Source organism: Stenotrophomonas indicatrix (genome assembly GCA_041545745.1).
In the GTDB taxonomy this organism is placed as follows: Bacteria; Pseudomonadota; Gammaproteobacteria; order Xanthomonadales; family Xanthomonadaceae; genus Stenotrophomonas; species Stenotrophomonas indicatrix_A.
In genome coordinates, this window is record CP168152.1 from 572,847 (window position 1) to 596,774 (window position 23,928).

The following is a 23,928-nucleotide window of genomic DNA, read 5'->3' on the forward strand; positions in this document are numbered from 1 at the left end:
ATCCGCGTCAAAGCTCGTTAAGGCCACGCTGATAGACTCCCGCTCCTTCGACGGCGCCGGTCATCGGCGCCAATCAGGAAACGACATGTCCAACGCTTCTTTCCCGGACCGCGCGCTGGCGCTGGCCACCCTGGCCATCCATGGCGGCCAGTCGCCCGACCCGAGCACCGGCGCGGTGATGCCGCCGATCTACGCCACCTCGACCTATGCGCAGTCCAGCCCGGGCGAGCACCAGGGCTTCGAGTACTCGCGCACGCACAATCCGACCCGCTTCGCCTACGAGCGTTGTGTGGCCTCGCTGGAAGGCGGCACCCGCGGCTTCGCCTTTGCGTCGGGCATGGCCGCCAGCTCGACGGTGATCGAGCTGCTGGATGCCGGCAGCCACGTGGTGGCGATGGACGACATCTATGGCGGCAGCTTCCGCCTGTTCGAGCGTGTGCGCCGCCGCACCGCCGGGCTGGACTTCAGCTTTGTCGACCTGACTGATCTGGCTGCCTTCGAGGCGGCGATCACCCCGAAGACCAAGATGGTGTGGATCGAGACCCCCACCAACCCGATGCTGAAGATCGTGGACATCGCCGCGGTCGCCGCCATCGCCAAGCGCCATGGCCTGATCGTGGTGGTCGACAACACCTTCGCCTCGCCGATGCTGCAGCGTCCGCTGCTTCTGGGGGCCGATCTTGTGCTGCATTCGGCTACCAAGTACCTGAACGGCCATTCGGACATGGTGGGTGGCATGGTCGTCGTAGGCGATGACGCCCCGCTGGCCGAGCAGATGGCCTTCCTGCAGAACTCGGTGGGTGGCGTGCAGGGCCCGTTCGACAGCTTCCTGGCGCTGCGCGGCCTGAAGACCCTGCCGCTGCGCATGAAGGCGCACTGCGCCAACGCGATGGCCCTGGCCAAGTGGCTGGAAACGCACCCGGCCGTGGAAAAGGTGATTTACCCGGGCCTGCCTTCGCACCCGCAGCACGCGCTGGCGGGCAAGCAGATGACCGGTTACGGCGGCATTGTCTCGATCGTGCTGAAGGGAGGTTTCGAGGCGGCCAAGCGCTTCTGCGAGAAGACCGAGCTGTTCACCCTGGCCGAGTCGCTGGGCGGGGTGGAAAGCCTGGTGAACCACCCGGCGGTGATGACCCATGCGTCGATTCCGGTGGCACGACGTGAACAGCTGGGTATCAGTGATGCACTGGTCAGGCTGAGCGTGGGTGTTGAGGATCTGGGGGATCTGCAGGTGGATCTGGAGAGGGCGCTTCAGTGACCGTCGGATTGTCCATGGTGTCTGACACATGAGTGCCTCGAACCTGGCTGGGCTCATTTTCCAGCTTACCCGGCGTGAAGTCAGCGGCCGCTACAAGGGCTCGGTGCTCGGCCTGTTCTGGTCTTTCGTCAATCCGTTGTTGATGCTCAGCGTCTACACGCTGTTCTTCTCGGTGATCCTGAAAGTGCGCTGGGGAGATCAGCCGCAGCGCCAGTCGGATTTCGCGATCCTGTTGTTCGTCGGCCTGATCCTCCACGGATTCATCGCCGAATGCATCAACCGTGCGCCGGGTTTGATCACCGGAAACGTCAACTACGTCAAGAAAGTCGTGTTCCCGATCGGCATTCTGCCAATCGTTTCCTGTTCATCGGCGCTGTTTCATTGGTTCATCAGCCTCAGCGTCCTGGCGCTTGCTCTGGTGTTCGTTGGAAACGGCGTTCCCGCCACCTTCCCGCTGATTCTGGTAGTGATGGTCCCGCTGGTGCTGTATGCGCTGGGCATCAGCTGGATGCTGGCGTCGGTCGGCGTGTACCTGAGGGACGTCAACCAGGTGGTCGGTGTGTTTTCGCAGATTCTGCTGTTCATTTCGCCTGTGTTCTTCCCGGTTACCAAGATTCCCGAGTACATCCGTCCGCTTTTCCTCGCCAATCCGCTTACGACCATCATCGAGCAGGCGCGTGCCGTCGCGGTGTTCGGCCAGCTGCCGGACTGGTGGCAGTTGGCGGGCCAGTGCGCTGTCGCTTCGGTGGTGTGCCTGCTGGGAATGGTCTGGTTCCGTCGCACCAAGTGTGGATTCGCCGATGTCCTTTGAGAAGGAGCTTGCACGATGAGTCGCCTGAAGCAATGGCTTCTTCGCCAGCGTTTCTTCTATGTGCTGATGGGCCTGAAGTACTACCTCGGCAACAATGTCGTCGCTCGCTTCCCGATTGAATGTGTACGGCGGTTCTATTTGACCCGTGTGCTCAAGGTGGCAATCGGCAAGGACACGCATGTAAGCATGCGCTGGTTCATCACCGGCTATCCGGTGCGCGCGCACGTCAGCATCGGTGACAACTGCGTGATCAACCGGGAGGTGTATCTGGATGGCCGGGTAGGTGTGGTTATTGGAAACAACGTCAATGTTTCCTTCCAGACCTGCATCCTCAGCCTGCACCATGACCACAACGCACCGACCTTTCCCGCGATTGGCGGTGTGGTCACCATCCAGGACCATGCCTGGATCGGTGCCCGCGCCACACTGTTGCCGGGCGTGACCATCGGCGAAGGTGCCGTAGTCGCCGCTGGCGCGGTCGTCGCGCGTGACGTGGCACCGTACGAGGTCGTGGGTGGCGTACCCGCCCGCAAAATCGGTGAACGCAACCGGGATATCCAGTACCTCACCAGGTTTTCACCGTATTTTGATTCGGACATCTTCGATGAAACCGCAGGTTAAGAAACAAGTCCTCGTGTTCATGCTGGCGCCTTCGCTGCCAGCGGTGACAGGAGGCGACATCTATGCGGTGAACGCCGTACTGCCGTTCGCTGAAGAGATCGACTACCACCTGTTCTGCTACGTGGGCAGCGAGGCGGACCGGCGCAAGGTCGAGCAGCATCGCGCGCTCTACGACAAAGTGTTCCGCTCGGTCCACCTCGAGCCTCGTCCGAAGATGCCGTTCGAATTGCCCAAGGTGCAGCGTGCCCTGTCGATGGCGCGGCAGGCATTGCAGGGTCTGCCTTTCATCGATGCCAGCTACTACAGCCGCAGCGCCGTTGCGGCTGCACGTCGCATTGTCCGCGAGCAGGGCATCGATGCGATCGAGGTCAACTCGACCCATCTGGCGTTCTTCCGTCGGTTCCTGCCACAGGTGCCGGGCATCCTGCTGAGCCACAACATCGAAGCTGACATTTTTCCGTTCTGGATGCCGGCAGGCCTGACCGGATGGAAGCTGCGTTTCATGGAATGGGTTGCCAGCCGAAGCCGGCAAGCCGCCAAGGCTGTCGAGATCGACAATGCCTTCGGGTTCTCGGCGATGACCTTCATCTCTCGCCATGACATGTCGCGGGTTACCGACAAGGTCCCACGCTACCTCATGCCGTTGCACTTTCCGTTGGGCACCACGCGTTTTGAAGACAAGCCGGACGATACCTTCCACGTATTGTGGATGGGAGGCTTTGGTTGGTACCCGAATGCGGAGGCGGTGACGTGGTTTGCCGAGAAGATCCATCCACTGGTGGCAGACCAGTTGCAGGAGCGTAAGATTGTTCTGCACTTCTGCGGCGGCAATCCTCCAGTGGCGCTGCAGGCGCTGCATGATGGCCGCAATGTTCTCGTGCATGGCTTTGTCGACGACCTGCAATCGCTGCTGGACAAGGCGCATCTGCTGATGGTGCCACTGTTGTCTGGTGGCGGAATCCGGGTCAAGATCATCGAGGCGATGTCTGCAGGCATTCCCGTACTCAGCACCAGCAAGGGGTGCGAGGGCATCGGCGCCACCGACGGCGTGGACATCCTGGTGCGTGATGATGCCGAAGGGTTTGCCCGTACATTGCTGGAATGCGCGCAGGATCGAACGCGACTGGCGGCTCTGTCGGCGGCCGGGCAGGATCTCATGGCGCGCGAGTATTCACAGCAGGCAAGCCTGGACGCCAAGCGGGCCGCCTATCGGCATGCGGGGGTGATGTGATGCAGGCAGCAGATATGCCGTTGGCGGTTGCGCCGGTGGTTTCGGTGCGTGGTGTCGGCAAGGTCTTCCGCATTTTCGACCGTCCGGCGCAGCGTCTGTTGCAGCCGGCAGCAAACCGGCTCCGGCGCCTGGTGGGCATGCAGCCGCAGCCGGTGCGCGTGTTCCATGCGTTGGACGATGTCAACTTCGACATCGCGCCGGGCGAAACTGTTGGAATCATCGGCCGCAATGGCAGCGGCAAGTCAACTCTGCTGCAGATCCTGGTCGGCACGCTGCAGGCCAGTACCGGCAGCGTAGCCGTCAATGGACGGATATCGGCGCTGCTGGAACTGGGCGCTGGTTTCAACCCGGAATTCAGCGGGCGCGACAACGTGTACCTGGCAGGCGCCATCATCGGCCTGGGCTCGGCGGACATGACCCGCCTCATGCCTGAGATAGAGAAGTTCGCCGATATCGGTGAGTTCATCGACCAGCCTGTCAAAACCTACTCCTCGGGCATGTTCGTACGGCTCGCGTTCGCCGTGGCAATCCACGTGTCGCCCGATATCCTGGTCGTGGATGAAGCATTGGCAGTGGGCGATACCGCCTTCCAGACCAAGTGCCTCACCCGCATTCGCAGGATGCAGTCCGAAGGTGTCAGCATCATCCTGGTTACCCATTCCACCAATACCCTGCTGGAATACTGCGACCGGGGCATCTACCTGCGCCGCGGTAAGGTCGTGCTTGATGGACCGTGCCGCGAGGTTGTCAAAAAGTATGCCGACGACCTGGTGGACGAGGAGGGCGGAGCCGTGATCTATGCGGACGAGGGCCTTGCCAGCTTGCAGGACGATGGTCTGCCTGCAGACGCAGCGGCATTGCCGGCAAGCGAAATCACCGGCGTGGAGATTCTTGACCTGCAGGGGCAGCCGAGGACGACGTTCAGCCATGGCGAACAAGTACTGGTGAAGGTCGCCATCCATGTACGCCGGCGTATCGAGCAGCCCTGCTATGGAATTCAGTTGAAGAGCGTGGATGATATTGCCCTGTGGGCTGGCACCACCCAGAACATGAGCCTTTCGCCGCTGCCGACGGAACCGGGCGATTATGTTTTCGATTGGCAGTTGACGTTGAATGTCACCGGCAACCGCTATGTGCTGGCGCTGGGTGTCGGTGACCTCGACACGGGCGAGTATCACCGTCATTCACGCGTGCCCTACGCGGGCCATGTGGATGTGTTGCCTCAGCCCCATTCCGGGCATGGCTGGCTTGCACCCTCCCCCCGTTTCACCGCTCCTGTGAGAACTGCATGATGACGCACTCCAAGCCAGTATTCAGGGCCCTGGTCGTGGGTTTCTATGGGGCACCCAACGTAGGCGACGAGGTGCTGCTGGACCTGCTGGTCCGCCGCATCCGCGAGCTGGGCGGCGAGCCGGTGGTTGCCAGCATCGATCCCTCGTTGACCCGCCGCATGCATGGTGTGGATGCCGTGCAGTTTGCCAATGTCGGGGACATCGCCCGTGCACTGATGCATTGCGACGTGCTGGTGATGGGCGGGGGAGGCATCTTCCAGGATCATCATCCTTTCAACCTCGATGCAGTGTACCTCCCCTATGCCAATGACATTTCCGGCTATGCGCGGCCGATGCTGCTCGCGCGGCAACTGGGAGTGCCGACGATCGTATGGGGGCAGGGGGTCGGGCCGCTGAGTTCAGAGGGCGCACGCACCCTGGTGCGCGAGTTGTTCCAGCATGCGGCCGCCGTATCCGTGCGGGATGACTCGTCCAAGGCACTGCTGCGACAGATCGGCGTGGATCGGGATATCCTCGTTGCCGCCGATCCGGGGTGGTTGTTCCGCCGCTATCACCCATTGCCGGCGCAACAGGCCGCGCAAGGCGCAGGCCAGCCGCAGAACAAGGTACTGGCGGTAGTGGTCCGTGAATGGGACAAGGGGCAGTGGAAAACGTCCCTGGTGGAGGCGTTGCGCACCGCAGTTCCTGCAGGATGGCGCATCCAATGGGTGGCGTTCCAGGCCCATACCGAAGGCAGTGGCGCCACATCCGACCTGCCCTTAATCGAATCGCTGCGTCAACAGCTACCGGGACGCAGCAATGATGAACTGATCGCACCGGCAACAACGGAAGCGACCTGGCAGACAATCACCAGCGCTGACGCGGTGCTGTCCATGCGCCTGCATGCCAGTATCCTGGCCCTGCTGGCGGGCAAGCCTACTGCGGGCCTTGAGTACGACGACAAGTTGTCGCATGCCCATGCCATGGCCGAAATGCCAGCGATTCTGAGACTCTCGACCGACGATGGCCCGGAGCGCTTCGTGCAGGCGATCCAATCGCTGGTTGCCGAGGAGTGGCGGCCGGACCCGCAGGTGGTAGATAGCCTGGAAGCGTCGGCCAGCGCGCATCTGCGGCTGCTTGACAGTTGTACGTCCTTGCCGCCGGCGCCCCTCCGCTTCGACGCAACCTCTACGGACTGGTTGTCATTGTGGCTGCAACAGGCACTGGTCGAGCTTGGACAGACCCGGGAGCAGAGCCAACGCGCACACGAACTGCTTCTGTTCCGGGACCATCAGCTTGCCGAACAGGCGACTCAAAACACAAACCTGACGCAGCAATTTGTCGAGAAGCAAACGAAGATGAATGAAGACATGGTCCGCTTGGATGCGGCTCAAGGCCAGCTGCAGGAGAGTGCGAAGGCACTGCAGCAGATCAAGGAGGAGAGTGCGCAGATACTGCAGCAGATCCAGCAGCAGTTGGCAGGCAAGCAGGCCTACATTGATGACAAGGAGGTCTACATCGCGATCCTGCAGCAGCAGATCGAGCAGATGCAGGCCGAGCTGGCGCGCAGCCGTCAGGAAACCGCAGATGCGCTGAACCTGTGGCGTCGCCTGCGCAGGTTCCTGCAGTTGCTTCGACGCGACCTGGTGCGCGTGCTGGCAGCTCCTTTCAAACTGGCCTCGGTTTGGCGTCGCCATGGTCTGAAGGTTGCCCTGCAGCAGATCCCCCGGCGCATGAAGACGTTGGGTGTCCCTCAGACCGCTGCCATGCAACAGATGGCGGAGCCGCCACCGTCGATGGTGCGACCTGTTCGCCGCGAACGCCTGCTGGTGATCGCCGGCACGTTGACCACCGACGGTTGGCCCAACCGGGCGATGCAGTTCGCGAAGGCGGGCGATCGTGCGGGCTTCTTCGTGCGCATCACCTCAGCGGATGGAAGTGCCTGGCCTGACGATGGCAGCGGCCTGCCGGCGCGTCTCGCTGTTGATGCGCACACCTGGCTGCAGGAAGTGCGTGCCGAGGACACCCGCGTTCTGCTTGCTGATGGATCGCCGCAGGCGCTGGGCCTGGCCCGTTCGGCACGTGAACGCGGTGCCGAAGTGATCGTCGACCTTGCTGCACTCGGTACGGATTCTCTCTCCGCGGAACTACGCGTCCTCACCGATCGCGTTGTCACCGGAACCCCGGAGCAGAAGGTCGATGGCGTGCCGTCGCGTTTCCTGGGCGCGGCCGGAGACAATGAAATCTTCGACTCCTACCGCAGTCATGGGCTGCCGCAGGCATATGAGGACGGGCGACAACATGTCCTGTTCGTCGTCCTCGGCGGAGACGGCGACGCCTGGCTCGATGCCGCGCTGGAGGCATCTCCCGATCTTGTCTTCCATGTCACCGGAATGAACGTGGGTGGCCGCGACACGCGTCAGGTACATGCCCTCGATTGGTCGTGGCAGCCGCAGCAGATGGCTCCGCTGATCGCCGGCGCGCATGCGGTCGTCATCGTCGGCGGAGCCGGGGACAGCACGCGCCTTGCCGACCTGTCGATGGCAGCGCTGCTGCTGGAGAAGCCGGTGTTTGTCGATGCGCTGCCGTCATTCGCACCGTCGCCTAACCTGCATCGGGTGGATGCCGCGCAGCTTTCCGCACAGCTGGCCGGCGCCACTGCGTCGGAGGACTACGCATTCATCGCCCGTCACGCCTGGCTGGGCCATGTCGAGCAATTGATGCAGCCGGAGTATCCGGTGTCGGTAAGCGTGGTCGTGCTGATCCACAACAACCGCCGCATCATTGAACGCTGCGTCAGCACGTTGCTGGAGCATGCCGGGGAATGGCTGCAGGAAATCGTGGTTGTCGATAATCAGTCCAGCGATGGTGGCGCCGAACTGGTTGAATCGCTGTATGCAGGGCATGCCAAGGTGAAGCTTGTCCGCAACAGTGAGAATGGGTGCTCCTCGGGCCGCAACCTGGGCGTCAAGCATTCCACCGGCAATTACATTGCGTTCTTCGACTCCGACCAGTGGTTGACCTCTCCTTCCTGCTTCAGTGAAGCCGTGAACATCCTGGCGGCCAACCCCGGTGTCGGCACCATCGGCTGGAACGCAGGCTGGTTCGACGCCACGCGTGATGACCTCGGTGGGCCCATCTCCGACTACCTTCCCAATCGCGGCATGAACAACGAGGCCCGCATCAAGGGATACCGCGATGACGTGGGTTTCCTGGGAACCAGTTGCATGTTCATTGCCCGCGACCTGTTCGAGCGTCTGGAAGGCTTCGATGTGTTCTACGACCCTACGTGCTTCGAAGACACGGACATCTGCTTCCAGGTGAAGAAGGCTGGTTACTCGGTGGCGTTCCGTGACCTGGCCGGTGTCCGTCACCAGCCGCACCAGACCACCGGCGCCAGCGAGGGCAGCGAGCGCTACAAGCGGCTGTTCAACCGCAACGCAGCCTACTTCCGCGACAAGTGGAAGGGGTATCCGGAGTTCTTCGTGGACCTCAAGTCCTGGCATTGAGCATGCGTCGCTGGTTGGCACCGCTTTCCAGGGTCAGGCACCATGTGCTGGAAGCACTGCTGGCGGTTGTTCCACAGTTCTATAGCCGCTGGTTCGATCGCAGTCGATCACCCGAAGCAGCGACCGAACAGCGTGCGCCCTCTGTACAGGGCGGGCGTCGCGCTGTTCTGCTGGTGGACCATGACTTTCCCGAGATCGACCGTGATGCAGGTTCGCGAGCGATTCTGTCGTTCGCCAAGCTCGTGGGTGAGGCCGGATTCGAGCTTGTGTTCTGGGCAGCATCGACCACGCCATCTGCTGCGGGAAGAGCGACGCTGCACCGTGCCGGTATCCATGCCTCCTGCCGCAGCGAAACGGGGCCGCTGGAAGAATGGTTGCGTGGTCCCGGTCGTGCCTGGAACCTGGCTGGCACTGTATTGAGTCGACCCTTGATCGCCGCCATGTATCTGCCGGTCATACGCCGCAGCCTGTCTGGCCCCTGCATCTACTACGGTCATGACATTCATTTCCGCCGCCTGCAGGCGATGCGGCGCATCGGCGCCATCTCGAGCCGGGGCCTGCTCTGGCAGCGGTGGGTGATGAGCAGGGTCGAGCGACGCTTGTGGCAGTACGTTGATGTGGTGCTTTATCCCTCGCAGGAGGAGGCGGACGAGGTAAATGCATTCCGTCGTGCGCACGCACTGGCCGGTAATGCTGAAATGTTCCCGCTGTGGACTCTGGATGGTGACGTCTGCGTTGCGGCGCCCAGTGGTCGGCAGGGACTTCTGTTTGTTGGCAGCTACGCACACGCGCCGAACGTGGATGGCCTGGATTGGTTCCTGAGGGAGGTGCAGCCCAAGCTGAAGCTGCACGCGGGACAACGCACGCTGACCATCGTGGGTTCCGGAATGGAGGCTTACGTGCCGCCGTCGCCCACGACGCAGGTCCGCATTCTGGGACGCGTTGACGATGCAGCCCTGGATGCGTGCTATGGCCACGCCCGTGTAGTGATCGCACCGCTGCGTTTCGGTGGGGGGGTCAAGGGCAAAGTTCTCGAAGCGATAGGCAAGGGAGTTCCCTGCGTGATGTCGACCGCTGGTGCCCAGGGACTGGATGGCCTGGGAGCCTTCCTACCCGTCAGCGATGATCCGCAGGTGATCGTTTCCGCTATCCAACAACTGGTAGAGGATGACGCTGCCTGGGTGGCGGCAGCGTCAGGGGCAGCAGCTTATCTTCGCCAACGTTACGACGCCGGGCGGTTCCGCGAGCGCCTACGGCAAATGCTGGATGCGTGAGCGGGTCGGGGTGATCCGGTGGCTGGGAAAACAGTCTCACCCGCAGCCACCACAGGCTGCAGTGTCCAACTGCGGCTGCAGGCAGCGTCGCCAGGTCGATCAGGTATCCGCGTGTACCTGTTTCGAGCCGGAGTTCGCCCCAGCCGCGCATCGTCGGCAAGCACTGTGATCTGCCGGTGGCCTGTGCTGACAGCGGTTGCTGGCGTCTGCGTGAACCACCGCGGCGCCTTCAGCCAATGGCAGAAGGTGTGTTGCAAACAAGCCTGCATGATCTGATGAATACATGGGGGGGCGATGATCGCCCACCCATGCATCATGTGGGCAAACTTCCGCTTACAGCGCTTTCTCAAGCTCTGGAAGGATCGCAAACAGATCCCCCACCAGGCCGATATCGGCAATCTCGAAGATCGGCGAATCCGCGTCCTTGTTGATGGCGACAATCGTGCCGGCATCCTTGATGCCGGTCAGGTGCTGGATGGCACCGCTGATGCCGACGGCCACATACAGCTCCGGCGAAATGATCTTGCCGGTCTGGCCGACCTGCAGGTCGCTGGGCACGTAGCCAGCATCGACCGCTGCGCGTGAGGCACCGACAGCGGCGCCGAGCTTGTCGGCCAGCTGGAAGATGACCTTGAAGTTCTCCTCCGAGCCGACGCCACGGCCACCGGAGACCACGCGCTTGGCGCTCTGCAGGTCCGGGCGGTCGCTGGCACCGGCGGCCAGGCCGACGAAGCGGGTGTGGGTCGGCAGGGAGGCATCGACGCTTGCGGCCTCAACCGAGGCGCTGCCGCCTTGGGCGGCTTCCGGCCACGACGCGGCACGCACGGTGGCGACCACGATCTGGTCGGTTGGTGCTTCCACAGTGATGATCGCGTTGCCGGCGTAGATCGGGCGCTTGAAGGTGTGGCTGCCTTCGACGGCCATCAGGTCGGAGACCTGGTTGACGCCAAGCAGGGCGGCCACGCACGGCATCAGGTCCTTGCCGAAGGTGGTCGACGGGCCGAACACGTGCGTGTAGCCCTTGGCCAGCTGCGCGATCTGCGGGGCCAGTACCTGAGCCAACGCCTGTGCGTTGGCAGCGTTGGCCACGGTCAGGATCTTGGCGACGCCTGCGATCTTCGCCGCTTCAGCAGCAACGGCGGTCGGGTCGGCGGCCAGCACCAGCACATCGATGCTGGCGCCGGAAATGGCGGCCGCAGCGCTGATGGTCTTGGCGGTGGCGGCGTTGAGCTTGCCGTCGTGGTGCTCGGCGATGACGAGAATCTTGCTCATTACAGCAACCCCTTCTGCTTGAGTGCAGCAACCAGTTCGGCCGCGTCCTTGACCATCACACCCTTGCTGCGCTTGGACGGCGCGGCGTACTGGGTGGTCTTGAAGGTATCGGCGGCTTCAACGCCGAGGTCAGCCAGCTGCAGGGTCTCCAGCGGCTTGGCCTTGGCCTTCATGATGTCGGGCAGCTTGATGAAGCGCGGTTCGTTCAGGCGCAGGTCGGTGGTGACCACGGCCGGCAGATCGACTTCCAGCGTTTCCAGGCCGGCATCGACTTCACGGGTCACCGTGGCCTTGCCATCGGCGATCTCGAGCTTGCTGGCGAAGGTGGCCTGCGGACGGCCCCAGAGCGTGGCCAGCATCTGGCCAGTCTGGTTGGCATCGTCGTCAATGGCCTGTTTGCCCAGGATCACCAGGTCCGGCTGTTCCTTTTCGACCAGCTTGAGCAGGGTACGGGCAGCGGTCAGCGGCTGGATGGCCTGGTCGGTGACCACATGAATGGCGCGATTGGCGCCCATGGCCAGGCCATTGCGCAGGTGCGCCTGGGCATCGGCGGGGGCAATGGTGGCAACCACGACTTCGCTGGCGATGCCCTTGTCGCGCAGGCGCAACGCTTCTTCCAAGGCGATCTCATCGAAGGGATTGGGGGACAGCTTGACGCCGTCGGTGACCACGCCGGAACCGTCCGGCTTGACCTGAATGCGGACGTTGTAGTCCACCACGCGCTTGTACGCGACGAGGATTTTCATCTGGTACGGGGTCCTTCAGTAACAGGGAGAACGTCCGGTTCTGCAACAGCAACCGGTTCGGGGGGTGGGACCCCGATTCTAACTGGCCTTTGTCGACCATGCGAATGCGTATGGTCTGGCCGCGGTCAAGGCTGCATCTCGCCCCGGCAGAACTTCACCAGCGCAATCCATGTGCCCAGCTCCTCGCGCCCATCGCAGTCGAGCTTGTCCAGACTGACCGCCTGATAATCGATTGAGTCCAAATGAAGAACCTCCCGGGCGTGGTAGATGGCGGGGAATCCCATGAAGGCGGGCGCACGGATTACCACGCTCTCGCCACGGAGATGACGATGAATGATCTGACGGTCGACGGCAACGCCTCCTTCAACGGAGGCGCGATGGATGTAGCTGCCCGCGCCCATGAGGACCATCGCGCCGTTGACGACAAGAATGAATGCACCGGCAACCGCCACACCCCTCGCCCAAGAGGGACCGGTCCGTATGCCGGCCAATAGTGCGACGACGAGCGCAAACTGGAGGAACGGCACATAACGTGCCCACCAAGGAGCGGCGTGGATCAGTGCCAGTACCAGCAAGAAGCCGATGCATGCATGCAGCTTCCATGTAGGGTCGCGCCAACCGTTCATCCAGTAGGCCCGCACGGCGGCCGCAACACCCGCCACCAATCCCAGCAGAGCGGCCAATGAGAACAGCGGACCGAACCCGGAATAGCGCGTATCCGGTACCCCGGACATGGCGATTTCACGTGAGCGGACGCTGCCTGGAATCTTGAGCCCCGGCATGGCGAAATCGTTCGACACCTTCGAGAACAGCGAGGTCAGCAGCGCTTGGGGGCGTGACTGATCAAGCATTGCCTGCTCGGCCTGCCCCGCCAGGATCTGATTGCCGGTGGTGACGGGATAGCCGATGGGAAGGCCCGAAACGACGTGATTGAGGTATGGGTGGGAAAGCGTGGCCAGGCCGATGGCGCCCCACAACAGCATTTCCCGGAACCGGGGGCGATAGACGAAAAGGAAGGGAACTGCCAGGAGCGCACCATAGAGGGCGCCGGTGAATTTCAGGCCGGCCAGCAAAATCAGGCTGCACCAAACTGTGATTCTGTTTGCCGTACCTCGTTCTTGGTCCAGCAGCGCAAGCATGATCAAAACGAACAGTGCGTAGGTGATGCCATCGACGTAATTTGTCGTAATCTGCGCCAGCAGCGGCTGGCAGAGCACCACGCATACCGCCAGTATGGCGCTTGCCGCGCGTCGTCCGATCCACTGCCTGAACACGGAAAACGAACGGAAGAAGATCGCGACGGCCATCATCGTGCCGATCGCCTTCGTCGACTCCCAGCCGAAGCCATAGTCCATCAGCGCGGCACCAAAAAGCCACGAGATATTGGGGTAGTGGCTGATCCAGGAAGCAGCTATGTTGCTGCTCCACACCTTGTCGCTGTACTCCAGGGCGGACTGCGCCTTGAGCCAGTCGGAAAACTCTGGGAATCGCCAAGGGTTCCAGCCGTCATGCAGCGCAACAAGCGCGACCTTGTGATACATGTTCCCGTCCCAGGTGGGGTCGGGCAGCCAGTTGGAGACAAGTGCGGTGGCAATCAGCAGAGCAACCGTTGCAGCCAAAGCCGCTACCCAGCGCCGATCAGAGGCGTAGAACCACAGCAGAGCGAAGACCGCGGCGGGAAGGAGGAAAACCATGACGGGGACATCACAGTAGGAGGCAGCGGCCTTGGCAGCTGACACCGTCACGATTACGCCGGCGACACTGGCTGCGAATGTGCTTGAATCGATACGCGCAACGCTACCAGTCAGGGCAGTCTTGTCGTTTAGTTGCATGGCTGAAGGTGTCCTTGACTTGATTTTCTGCGCGGCGCACGGCCTTGCGGCGGAAGTGGAAGCCGGCATGGCATGGCGCTCTTTCTTCGGTGAAGCCACGGCCCGGCCAAGCTCAGGCGCTTACGTTGGGGTGCTGGAACATCAGCTGCCCTTGGTAACGAGAAAAACACCAAGACAGATCAAGCCCACGCCCAAGAGCTTCATGGCGCTGATGGGTTCCCGGAAGACGAAGTACGCGGCGGCAACCACGATCACGTAACCGACGCTGTTGAAGGGATAGGCGAAGCTGACCTGTACCTTGGAAAGTACGTACATCCAGACCACGAGACTACCGGCGAAACAGACAAGTCCTGAGAACACCCAAGGATTGATCACGATCTTGAATGCGCTGGACAACAGCGCCAATGCGCCTTCGTTCGTGGTCAATGCAACCTGCGGCATGCCTTGGCGAAGCAGCAGTTGCGCAGCTGCGTTCAGTGCCACAGACAGCAGGATTGTGGGTATGTAGGTGAAGTACATGCATAGACTCCGACGAATGCCCAGTGGATGACCGGGATCCCAGCATCCGGATGTGGGGGTTACCAGGCGACTGTAGCCACGCCGATGATGATGATGGAGACCAGCGCCACAATTCGGCTGACGCCGTCGCGCGCAGCGAAAACGATTGGATCGTCATGCATCTGGCCACGATGGGCAATGATCCATACACGACTTATCCAGTAAAGCAGTACCGGACAAAGCAGCCAGAGTATGCGTGGGTTGTGGTAGCGCTCCAGGCTTTCGGGACTGTTGATGTAAAGCGCGAATACCAGAATGCCGATGTACCCGGCCGCTGCCCCCAGCGACTGGATCAATGACAGGTCAGCCACATCGTAGCCGCGGCCAACGACCTTCTGCTTACCGCTGTTCTTCATTGCCCCCAGTTCGGTGTAGCGCTTGAGCAGGGCCAGGCTGAGGAAGATGAACATTGAGAACGCGAGCAGCCAGAACGACAGTTCGGTATCGATCGCGACCGCTCCGCCGATGATGCGGACGGTGTAGAGCCCTGCCAGCATGACCACATCGATCATGACGATGCGCTTGAGCACGAACGAGTAGCCCAATGTCATGACGTAGTAGATCGCAAGTACCAGTGCGAAAGCCGGGCTGGTCCACAACGCCAGACCGAACCCCAGAGCCGTGAGCGCGGGAGCGGCAAGCAGGCCGTGCAGCAGGGGCAGGTTGCCTGCTGCAAACGGACGCTTGCGCTTTCGCGCATGTTGTCGATCCGGGGCCAGGTCAAGCAGATCATTGAGTAGATAGACGCCGGAAGCACAAAGCCCAAACGCGATGAACGCCAGAAATGCATCGATCACCGAATGCAATTCGAAGAGTCGATGGGCGGTGAGCAGGGGAATCAGTACTAGCAGGTTCTTCGCCCATTGGTAGAGCCGCAGTGCCTTGATCCAGGTGCGGAGTCCGCCACCGTGGGCCGTCCAGTGCGCGTGAACCTGCGTCTGCTGGCCCGCCGCTGCTGCAAGCGCGGCCCCTGCATTTACAACGTAGGCGCCGCCAGCGTGCTTCCACACCTTGAGGTCGACGTTGGCGTTGCCCATATAGTCGTAGTGCCCAGGCCGGAATCGGGCATTGAGCGCTTCGGCCTTGTGGTCGCCGGCCAGATTGCGCGTACCGTCGCTTGCCATTACCTCCTCGAACACACCTAGGTGGTCTGCAATGGCATCGACCAGGCGCCGATCCGAGGCGGAGCAAAGCACACGCGGCCGCTGCTCGGTCGTCCGCAGCAATTCAAGCACGCGGTCATCGTAGGGCAGATGTTCGACGGCCAGGCTGACCCGCGACGCAATCTCGCGCTTGAGTGCGGCCTTGCCCCGCAACAGCCACAGAGGCAGGAGGAAGATATACAGTGGATTCTGCGCCAGTAACGCCAGCAGGGATTCGTAGAGCAGATCCGATCGCAGCAGAGTGCCATCCAGGTCCACGCAGAGTGCGCGATGAGTTCGTTGCATGCGGTCCAGCCGGAGTCCTTGTGTGCTCGGCGCCGGGTCCGGTCGCCTCATGTTGGCGGCGATTATAGCCGTTGCTGCCACTGCCGGAATCGCCGCAGTGGGCCGCGGTAGCCTGTGGCACGATACCGTCTTTTAAGGGCCCCGGTCTGTCGGGGGGGGGCGCGATCTCCGGCGTAATCCGGGTGGCACGTATACACTGTGCTGCGCGCCCATCGGCCGCTTTGAACGGGTGCTTGGGCAGGATTTCGCGCTTATGCCATGTCGGCCGTGGCGCTCCCCGCCGGTTATCGGGCCAAGAGTCTGGCAGTGTTGTTCAGGTTGACTTGGCAATGGCCATTGGCGGCTCCAGCCCTGCATCGCCGACGGCAAACCGGCATGCGGATTCCAGTCATACCTGGACGCGCGTTGGGGCGGTATCCTGTGTGTCCTGAAGCGCTGTCGCAAGCGGTCGCGCTCCCCCCCGAACCTGGAGAATGGATGGTGCCTACCTGGCTCGTCACCGGCGGCGCCGGATTCATTGGCGGAAACTTCGTTCTGGAGGCCGCCGCCCGCGGCGTCAAGGTCGTCAATCTCGATGCACTGACCTACGCCGGCAACCTGAAGACCCTGTCCAGCCTCGACGGCAACCCCAACCACGTGTTCGTGCAGGGTGACATCGGCGACAGCGCGCTGGTTTCCCGCCTGCTGGCCGAGCATCAGCCCGATGCCGTGCTGAACTTTGCTGCCGAAAGCCACGTCGACCGTTCGATCGATGGCCCCGGCGCGTTCATCCAGACCAATGTCGTCGGCACCCTCGGCCTGCTCGAGACGGTGCGTGATTACTGGAAGGCGCTGCCGGCCGAGCAGGGCGCGGCCTTCCGCTTCCTGCACGTGTCCACCGACGAGGTGTACGGCACCCTGGGCGAGACCGGCAAGTTCACCGAAACGACCCCGTTCGCGCCCAATTCGCCGTATTCAGCGTCGAAGGCGGCTTCGGACCACCTGGTCCGCGCCTTCCACCATACGTACGGGCTGCCGGTGCTGACCACCAACTGCTCGAACAATTACGGTCCGTACCACTTCCCCGAGAAGTTGATCCCGCTGGTGATCGCCAAGGCGCTGGCCGGTGAGCCGCTGCCGGTGTACGGCGATGGCAAGCAGGTGCGCGACTGGCTGTTCGTGTCCGACCACTGCGAGGCGATCCGCACCGTACTGGCCAAGGGCCAGGTGGGCGAGACCTACAACGTGGGCGGCAACTCGGAGAAGGAGAACCTCGAAGTGGTGCACGCGATCTGCGCGCTGCTCGATGCCCGCCGCCCGCGTGAGGATGGCCAGCCGCGCAGCAGCCAGATCACCTACGTCGCCGACCGTCCGGGGCATGACCGCCGCTACGCGATCGATGCCAGCAAGTTGAAGGACCAGCTGGGCTGGGAGCCGAAGTACACCTTCGAGCAGGGCATCGGCTTCACGGTCGACTGGTACCTGGACAACCAGGAATGGGTGAATGGCGTGCTTGACGGCAGCTACCGCCTGCAGCGCATCGGCAACGCGGCCTGAACCCAGGAGACGACATGACCCAGCGCAAGGGCATCATCCTCGCCGGCGGCTCCGGCACCCGGCTGTATCCGATCACCAAGGGCGTCAGCAAGCAGCTGCTGCCGGTGTATGACAAGCCGATGATCTATTACCCGCTCAGTGTGCTGATGCTGGCGGGCATCCGTGAAGTGCTGATCATCAACACCCCGCACGAACAGGCGTTGTTCCAGCAGTTGCTGGGCGATGGCTCGCAGTGGGGCATGGACATCCAGTACGCCGTGCAACCGAGCCCTGATGGGCTTGCGCAGGCTTATCTGATCGGTCGCGACTATCTGGCGGGCAGGCCGAGCTGCCTGGTGCTGGGTGACAACATTTTCCATGGGCATGGACTGAGCGAAACCCTGCGACGCGCCGATGTGCGCACTGATGGCGCGACGGTGTTCGGCTACTGGGTCAATGATCCCAAGCGCTATGGTGTGGCCGAGTTCGACAAGAGCGGCAGGGTCATCAATCTGGTCGAGAAACCGGAAAACCCGCGTTCGAATTACGCTGTGACCGGGCTGTACTTCTACGATGGCAATGCCAGTGATTACGCTGCCGATCTGAAGCCTTCGCCACGCGGCGAACTGGAAATCACCGATCTGAACCAGCGCTACCTGCGCGAGGGTCGTCTGCATCTGGAGCCGCTTGGCCGCGGTTACGCTTGGCTCGATACCGGCACACACCAGTCATTGCTGGAAGCGTCGAACTTCATCGAGACCATTCAGACCCGGCAGGGCCTGCAGGTCTGCTGCCCGGAAGAAATTGCTTTCGGAAAAGGCTGGATCGACGCCACGCAGTTGGAAGCACTTGCCGCGCCGTTGATCAAGAATGAGTACGGCCAGTACCTGCACAAGCTCGCATTGCGTGGAGTTGTTCCGTGAAAGTGATTGAAACCAGGCTGCCCGGCTGCAGGGTGATCGAGCCGGCAGTTTTCGGCGATGCCCGAGGCTATTTCTTCGAGACCTGGAACGCCGAGCGTTTTGCCGCGCAGGGTCTGCCCGATCGCTTTGTGCAGAGTAACGTCTCCACTTCTGCCAAGGGTGTGCTGCGGGGCCTGCATTACCAATGGCCGCGCCCGCAGGGCAAGCTGGTCAGCGTGCTGGAAGGCGAGGTGTATGACGTGGCAGTCGACATCCGTCGCGGCTCGCCGACTTTCGGCCAATGGGAAGCGGTGGTACTGAGTGCGGAGAACAAGAAGCAGTTCTGGATTCCGGAAGGCTTCGCGCACGGCTTTGCAGTGCTGTCCGAGCGCGCGGTGTTCAGCTATCTCTGCACCGAGGTCTATCTGAAGGACTTCGATGCCGGCGTGCGCTGGAACGACGCTGGCATCGCCGTGGATTGGCCGGTCAGCGCACCGACGCTGTCGGCCAAGGACGAGAACGCGCCGTTCCTGAAGGACATCGCCGAGGACCGCCTGCCGGTCTACGTGCCGTGACCGTGCTGCTGTTCGGCGGCAACGGCCAGCTCGGCCAGGAACTGCTGCGCGCACTGGCCCCGTTGGGTACGGTGGTTGCGACCACCCGCAGCGGCACGTTGCCCGATGGCAGCACCTGCGAGATGGCTGATTTCGGCCAGCCTGAGAGCCTTCCGGCGCTGCTCGATCGCCTGCAGCCATCGGTGGTGGTCAACGCAGCGGCCTACACGGCAGTGGATCGTGCAGAGCAGGATGCGGAGGCTGCGTTTGCTGCCAACGCACAGGCGCCGGGCGTGGTCGCGCGCTGGTGTGCCGCCCATGGCGTGCCGTTCGTGCATTACTCCACCGACTACGTGTTCGATGGTCAGGGCAGTGCGCCTTACCGCGAGGACGAACCGACCGCGCCGCTGGGCGTGTACGGCACCAGCAAGCGTGATGGCGAGGACGCTGTACGCGCTGCCGGCGGCCGTCATCTGATCTTCCGCACGGCGTGGGTGTATGCCTCGCACGGCGCAAACTTCCTGCGCACGATGCTGCGGGTGGGCGCTGAGCGCGATCAGCTGCGTGTGGTGGCCGACCAGATCGGCACGCCGACGCCTGCGGCACTCATCGCCGATGTCACTGCGCAGGCGTTGCAGCATCCGGGCAGGTCGTCCGGTACCTGGCACCTGACGGCCAGTGGCCAGACCAGCTGGCATGGATTTGCCGAGGCGATCTTCGTCGAGGCGCTGGCAGCGGGTGTGCTGACCAAAGCGCCGGTCGTCGAGCCGATTGCCAGTTCCGAGTACCCGACGCTGGCCAAGCGCCCGGCGTGGTCGGTGCTGGGCATTCACAAGCTGCAGCGTGATTTCGGCATCGTGCTGCCGGCGTGGCAGGACGGGCTGAAGCGGGTGATGGCGGAGATTGTTGCGGCTCAATAAGTGAGCGTCAGCATCCAGCCAATCGCTTCCATCTGCCATCCCCACACCGCTGCACTGGCTTCGGTTCCGCAATGATCAGGGGCTAGCCTGGGACGGGCTGGCAGCAGTCGTGTCGCCACGATTCCAGCCCAGCATCAGGCGTAGTAAGGGCTTTTCCATCAGGAAATGTGCAACCACCCCCCCCGCCACTGATAGTGCGATAGCGAAAAGTACAGCGCTGACGCCGCGGGGTGTATGCCAGAACCAGTCGACCAACCAGATCGCAAGCGCGTGGAAAAGATAGATGGAGTAGCTGGCGCTCCCAATGAGTTGGCAGATCCTGTTGGTCACTGCTTTGGATGATTCGAACGCCAGTGCACCAACAACCATCAAGACACTTGGAACGCCCCATGCCAGAACGCCTTCCGGCTTGTAGTGGTTATGGACTGCGAACAGCATGACGGATAGTGCCAGGTAAATGAATCCTTCCAGCTTCTTCGGCCGGTAGCCGTGCCTTATTGCCATGCCAACAAGCATGCCCGCAGCAAATTCTAGGATGATCTGGTTGAAGTAATAAACGCCAGTGATGGCCGGTACGACATTCGTCAGTGAGCCCAAGGCGGCAATCACACAGATGGTGAGCGCGGCCGCAAGCCGCTTGGTGACCAGCAACGTGCCTAAAATCGCGTAGAAGAAAATTTCATAGTTCAGCGTCCACCCAGGGTAGAGCAACGGCATCTGGTAGCCCGGTGGCGGCGGGGCGAACAGATACGACCGAACGATGTGCTCCGTCGACGGAGTCATGTCCGGATATCGCGCGTAGAAATAGGCAGCGGCCAGGGTGGTTGCGATCCAGTACATTGGAACTACGCGAATGAAGCGGCGCTTCAGGAACTCGAAGGGTGAGGCGTTGTTCCTCAACGAGAGGTACATCACGACTCCGCTGATCACGAAGAACAGATCAACGCCCGCCGCACCAGCCCGGAAATTGAAAAAAGGATGTAGCGACAGTGCATGGAACACGACCACGGCCACGGCTCCTACGCCTCTTAGGGCCTGAAGCGACTGCAGAGTGATCTTGTTGTCCATGGATAATGCGATCCCCAGATGGATCCGACGTCGATGAGGTCCGGATCATAGGCGATACACAGGGTGCTGGAAAGTGGACTTCGTGGCAAGGAGGCCTGAAGCTGGGAATGCTAGGAAGAACTGACGTTTGCCTGTTTTGACCTGGGATTGGAGGGATTAACGTCATCCCTCCCAATCGGGAGTTGCATCAATACTGCGCCATCACAGTCCCCATAACCAACGTCCCGCCGTGGGCTTGCCGTGTGCTTCTGTGGAGGACACTGTTGCCAGCAAGCGCCCGGTGCCTTGTGCCCGGGCGCGTGCAGATTCCCGAAAGAAGGGGCGTACTTTACTCTTTTGTTTCCCACGGCATGGAGAAGTTCCTCAACTCCGCCCGTAGGTATCCTCGAATCGAACGATATCGTCCTCGCCGAGGTAACTGCCCGACTGCACTTCAATCAGCTCCAGCGGCAGCTTGCCCGGGTTGCGCAGACGATGGGTCACGCCCAGCGGGATGTAGGTGCTCTGGTTTTCGCTCAGCAGGATTACCTCGTCACCCCGGGTGACTTCAGCAGTGCCGCTGACCACGATCCAGTGCTCGGCACGGTGATGATGCATCTGCAGGCTCAGCGTGCCGCCCGGCTTGACGGTGATGCGCTTGACCTGGAAACGCTCGCCGTTGTCGATCGAATCGTAGGCACCCCATGGGCGATAGACCTTGCGATGCCAGGTCGCCTCGCTGCGGCCGCCGGCCTTCAACTGCGCTACCACGGTCTTGACCTCCTGCATGCGGTCGCCCTTGCCTACCAACACCGCGTCATCGGTCTCGACTACGATCACGTCATCCAGGCCGACCAAGGCGACAAGGCGCTGTGCATAGGCATAGGTATTGCGGCAGTCGATGGCGATCACATCGCCCTGGTGGGCATTGCCGTCGCCGTCCTGCTGCGATACATCGCGCAGTGCGGTCCATGAGCCAACATCGTTCCAGCCGGCATCCAGGGGCACCACCACCGCGTCGGCAGTCTTTTCCATCACCGCGTAATCGATCGAATCGGAGGGCACTGCGGTGAACGCGTCCTTGTCCAGCCGGGTGAAATCGGCATCCCGGCGTGCGCTCTGCCAAGCGGCGCGGCAGGCAGCCAACATGGCCGGCTGCAGACGTTCCAACTCCTGAAGGTAGCGCGAGGCCCTGAACAGGAACATGCCGCTGTTCCAGTAGTACTGCCCACTGGCAACGTAACCGGTCGCGGTGTCCAGATCGGGTTTCTCGACGAACCGTTCGACCGCGCGCGCACCCTGGCCATCGGCGGCCTTGATGTAGCCATAGCCGGTTTCCGGACCGGTCGGCACGATGCCGAAGGTGACCAGCTTGCCAGCTTCCGCAGCGCCGGCAGCTGCCTGTACTGCCGTGCGGAACGCCGCTTCATCGGAGATTACGTGATCGGAGGGCAGCACCAGCAGCAACGCATCGCTGCCATCGCGGGTCGCTTCCAGCGCGGCCACCGCGATTGCCGGTGCCGTATTGCGGCCGACCGGCTCGAGGATGATCGCGGCCGGCTCGGCGCCAACCTGCTGCAGCTGTTCGGCGGCAACGAAGCGATGTTCCTCGTTGGCGATCACCAGCGGCCCACGTGCGGCGATGGGCGCCACGCGCTGCCAGGTCGCCTGCAGCATTGTTTCCTCACCAGCCAGTGGCAGAAACTGCTTGGGATAGGCCTCGCGCGAGAGCGGCCACAGGCGGGTGCCGGAACCGCCGGACAAGATAACGGGCTGGATGTTACTCATGACCTTCCTTTGATTATTTCTGCAGCAGGCAGGAAATTTCGTCGGTACGCGCCTGCATTAGAGCGGCGTCCCCACGCGATTCAACGTTCAAGCGCAGCAGCGGTTCGGTATTGGAGCTGCGCAGGTTGAAGCGCCAGTCGCCGAAATCGGCGCTGATGCCATCGGTATGGTCCAGCGCCGGCGACTGGGCGGCAAAGTGTTCCATCACACGGGCAACCGACGCCTTCGCATCGCTGACCTTGAAGTTGATCTCGCCACTGCAGGGGTAGGCCGCCATGCGATCCTCGACCCAGTCGGCCAGCGAGCGGCCGCTTTCAGAGATCAGCTGGGCGATCAGCAGCCAGGGGATCATGCCCGAGTCGGCATAGGCGAATTCGCGGAAGTAGTGATGGGCGCTCATTTCGCCGCCATACACCGCGTCCTCCGCGCGCATCTTTTCCTTGATGAAGGCATGGCCGCTCTTGCACAGCACCGGCACACCACCGGCTTGCTCGACCATTTCCACGGTATTCCAGACCAGGCGCGGGTCGTGCACGATCTTGCCACCCGGGTTGCGGTCCAGCGCCGCCTTGGCCAGCAGGCCGACGAGGTAATAGCCCTCGATGAAGCGCCCGCTGTGGTCGAAGAAGAAGCAGCGGTCGAAATCGCCGTCCCAGGCAATGCCGAAGTCGGCGCCGTGCGCTCGAACCGCCTCGGCCGTGGCGGCGCGGTTTTCCGGCAGCAGCGGGTTGGGGATACCGTTGGGGAAGTTGCCGTCGGGTTCGTGGCAGATGCGGATGAACTCGAATGGCAGGTGCGGTGCCAGCAGGTCGACGATGGCGCCGGCGCCGCCGTTGCCGGCGTTGACCACCAGCTTGAGGGGCTTGAGCTTGGCGGTGTCAACATAGGACAGCAGGTGATGGATGTAGGCGTTCTTGTCGTGCTCGCTGCGTTGGCCTGCAGTCGGCGGCTGCGGTGTTGCGCTGTCGGCCGCCACGGCATCGGAGATCGCGAACAGGCCGGTATCGGAGCTGATCGGCCGGGCGTTCTCCTTGACCAGCTTCATGCCGTTGTAGTCCATCGGATTGTGGCTGGCGGTAACCATCACACCGCCTGCTGCACCGCGATGGTCGGTCTGGAAATAGACTTCCTCGGTGCCGCACAGGCCGATGTCGATCACCTCCCGGCCCGCGCCGCGCAGACCGGCTGCCAGCGCGTCCTGCAGCGCCTGGCTGGTCAGGCGCACGTCATGCCCCAGTACCACTGGCCCGGGTGACAACTGATCGGCTAAGGCCACACCGATCCGGCGGGCGAGGTCTTCGTTCAGTTCTTCCGGCACGCGGCCGCGGATGTCATAAGCCTTGAAGGCGGGCAGGGGCATCGCTGGAATCC

The 23,928-nt window shown here is 62.3% G+C and carries 19 protein-coding genes; 11 read left to right on the top strand and 8 right to left on the bottom strand.

Annotated elements, in window-relative coordinates:
- Positions 1-85: 85 nt before the first annotated feature.
- From ACEF39_RS02590 to ACEF39_RS02620, 7 genes are all read left to right on the top strand, one after another.
- The gene (locus ACEF39_RS02590) at positions 86-1,258 is read left to right on the top strand and encodes a cystathionine gamma-synthase (protein WP_500286865.1); all 1,173 of its coding nucleotides are present in this window, start codon (positions 86-88) and stop codon (positions 1,256-1,258) included.
- Between the two features lie 103 nt (positions 1,259-1,361).
- Positions 1,362-2,069, top strand: coding sequence for an ABC transporter permease (locus tag ACEF39_RS02595; RefSeq protein ID WP_500286866.1), 708 nt, complete (start codon positions 1,362-1,364; stop codon positions 2,067-2,069).
- 15 nt (positions 2,070-2,084) lie between these two features.
- Positions 2,085-2,690, top strand: a complete 606-nt coding sequence (locus ACEF39_RS02600; protein ID WP_428703994.1) for an acyltransferase — start codon at positions 2,085-2,087, stop codon at positions 2,688-2,690.
- On the top strand, positions 2,608-3,921 hold the full coding sequence (locus ACEF39_RS02605; protein ID WP_500286867.1) for a glycosyltransferase: 1,314 nt from the start codon (positions 2,608-2,610) through the stop codon (positions 3,919-3,921). The genes ACEF39_RS02600 and ACEF39_RS02605 overlap by 83 nt, the downstream gene beginning before the upstream one ends.
- Positions 3,921-5,213 (top strand): ABC transporter ATP-binding protein, encoded by a 1,293-nt coding sequence (locus tag ACEF39_RS02610; protein ID WP_500286868.1) that lies wholly within the window; start codon positions 3,921-3,923, stop codon positions 5,211-5,213. The genes ACEF39_RS02605 and ACEF39_RS02610 overlap by 1 nt, the downstream gene beginning before the upstream one ends.
- The gene (locus ACEF39_RS02615; protein ID WP_500286869.1) at positions 5,213-8,701 is read left to right on the top strand and encodes a polysaccharide pyruvyl transferase family protein; all 3,489 of its coding nucleotides are present in this window, start codon (positions 5,213-5,215) and stop codon (positions 8,699-8,701) included. Before ACEF39_RS02610 ends, ACEF39_RS02615 begins: the two co-directional genes overlap by 1 nt.
- Before the next feature lie 2 nt (positions 8,702-8,703).
- Entirely contained in the window at positions 8,704-9,975 is a 1,272-nt protein-coding gene (locus ACEF39_RS02620) for a glycosyltransferase (RefSeq protein ID WP_500286870.1), read from the top strand.
- 333 nt (positions 9,976-10,308) lie between these two features.
- On the opposite strand, the gene ACEF39_RS02625 is transcribed toward ACEF39_RS02620, so the two are convergent.
- The 5 genes from ACEF39_RS02625 to ACEF39_RS02645 form a co-directional block, all read right to left on the bottom strand.
- Entirely contained in the window at positions 10,309-11,247 is a 939-nt protein-coding gene (locus tag ACEF39_RS02625) for an electron transfer flavoprotein subunit alpha/FixB family protein (RefSeq protein WP_500286871.1), read from the bottom strand.
- Positions 11,247-11,993 (bottom strand): electron transfer flavoprotein subunit beta/FixA family protein, encoded by a 747-nt coding sequence (locus ACEF39_RS02630; protein WP_093818820.1) that lies wholly within the window; start codon positions 11,991-11,993, stop codon positions 11,247-11,249. The genes ACEF39_RS02625 and ACEF39_RS02630 overlap by 1 nt, the downstream gene beginning before the upstream one ends.
- A 125-nt stretch (positions 11,994-12,118) precedes the next feature.
- On the bottom strand, positions 12,119-13,894 hold the full coding sequence (locus ACEF39_RS02635) for a hypothetical protein (protein WP_500286872.1): 1,776 nt from the start codon (positions 13,892-13,894) through the stop codon (positions 12,119-12,121).
- 72 nt (positions 13,895-13,966) lie between these two features.
- The gene (locus ACEF39_RS02640) at positions 13,967-14,344 is read right to left on the bottom strand and encodes an SMR family transporter (protein ID WP_363729687.1); all 378 of its coding nucleotides are present in this window, start codon (positions 14,342-14,344) and stop codon (positions 13,967-13,969) included.
- A gap of 59 nt (positions 14,345-14,403) precedes the next feature.
- The gene (locus ACEF39_RS02645; protein WP_500287955.1) at positions 14,404-15,804 is read right to left on the bottom strand and encodes a UbiA family prenyltransferase; all 1,401 of its coding nucleotides are present in this window, start codon (positions 15,802-15,804) and stop codon (positions 14,404-14,406) included.
- A gap of 507 nt (positions 15,805-16,311) precedes the next feature.
- Between ACEF39_RS02645 and rfbB the strand changes: the two genes are divergently transcribed.
- The 4 genes from rfbB to rfbD are packed head-to-tail and all read left to right on the top strand — an operon-like array spanning position 16,312 to position 19,722.
- Complete coding sequence (rfbB, locus tag ACEF39_RS02650; RefSeq protein WP_500286873.1) at positions 16,312-17,367, top strand: dTDP-glucose 4,6-dehydratase; 1,056 nt, start codon at positions 16,312-16,314, stop codon at positions 17,365-17,367.
- 14 nt (positions 17,368-17,381) lie between these two features.
- Positions 17,382-18,269, top strand: coding sequence for a glucose-1-phosphate thymidylyltransferase RfbA (rfbA, locus tag ACEF39_RS02655; protein WP_312106441.1), 888 nt, complete (start codon positions 17,382-17,384; stop codon positions 18,267-18,269).
- The gene (gene rfbC, locus ACEF39_RS02660; protein WP_312106443.1) at positions 18,266-18,823 is read left to right on the top strand and encodes a dTDP-4-dehydrorhamnose 3,5-epimerase; all 558 of its coding nucleotides are present in this window, start codon (positions 18,266-18,268) and stop codon (positions 18,821-18,823) included. Before rfbA ends, rfbC begins: the two co-directional genes overlap by 4 nt.
- The gene (gene rfbD, locus ACEF39_RS02665) at positions 18,820-19,722 is read left to right on the top strand and encodes a dTDP-4-dehydrorhamnose reductase (RefSeq protein WP_500286874.1); all 903 of its coding nucleotides are present in this window, start codon (positions 18,820-18,822) and stop codon (positions 19,720-19,722) included. Before rfbC ends, rfbD begins: the two co-directional genes overlap by 4 nt.
- Before the next feature lie 75 nt (positions 19,723-19,797).
- Here rfbD and ACEF39_RS02670 read toward each other — a convergent pair whose 3' ends face one another.
- From ACEF39_RS02670 to ACEF39_RS02680, 3 genes are all read right to left on the bottom strand, one after another.
- The gene (locus ACEF39_RS02670) at positions 19,798-20,790 is read right to left on the bottom strand and encodes an acyltransferase family protein (RefSeq protein WP_500286875.1); all 993 of its coding nucleotides are present in this window, start codon (positions 20,788-20,790) and stop codon (positions 19,798-19,800) included.
- A gap of 363 nt (positions 20,791-21,153) precedes the next feature.
- Positions 21,154-22,557, bottom strand: a complete 1,404-nt coding sequence (locus tag ACEF39_RS02675) for a mannose-1-phosphate guanylyltransferase/mannose-6-phosphate isomerase (protein ID WP_500286876.1) — start codon at positions 22,555-22,557, stop codon at positions 21,154-21,156.
- Between the two features lie 13 nt (positions 22,558-22,570).
- Positions 22,571-23,917: a phosphohexomutase domain-containing protein gene (locus ACEF39_RS02680; protein ID WP_500286877.1), complete on the bottom strand. Its 1,347-nt coding sequence runs from the start codon at positions 23,915-23,917 to the stop codon at positions 22,571-22,573.
- Between the last annotated feature and the right edge of the window lie 11 nt (positions 23,918-23,928).